Here is a 277-nt window from a genome sequence, read left to right as displayed (position 1 = left end):
ACGAATTGCATCTGTTAAGCGTAACATTAAACGTCGTGTAATGGTCATTAAGTAGCCTTGGGGAACAACTCGTTTTATTTCTTCTTGAATTTCTGTAAAGGGCACTTCAATAAATTGAATAGTTCCTACATAAGGGACTAATTTTCCAGCTAAATCTTTAGCCTTTTGTAACGCTTGTTCACTTGTATAAGGCGGACTAGCAAAATGGACAGCTTCTACTTCCACGCCACGTTTCATAGCTAAATAACCAGCAACTGGTGAATCAATGCCTCCTGAC

Annotated in this window: 1 pseudogene; it reads right to left on the bottom strand. The window is 39.0% G+C overall.

What is annotated here, in order from left to right:
- Positions 1–277: pseudogene (locus QP324_RS12040) on the bottom strand (tRNA 4-thiouridine(8) synthase ThiI); the annotation flags it as partial.

This window comes from Corynebacterium sp. UMB0012 (assembly GCF_030216265.1).
In the GTDB taxonomy this organism is placed as follows: domain Bacteria; phylum Actinomycetota; class Actinomycetes; order Mycobacteriales; family Mycobacteriaceae; genus Corynebacterium.
Note: the sequence above shows the minus strand (reverse complement) of the source record. Positions and strands in the feature narration are given on the sequence as shown.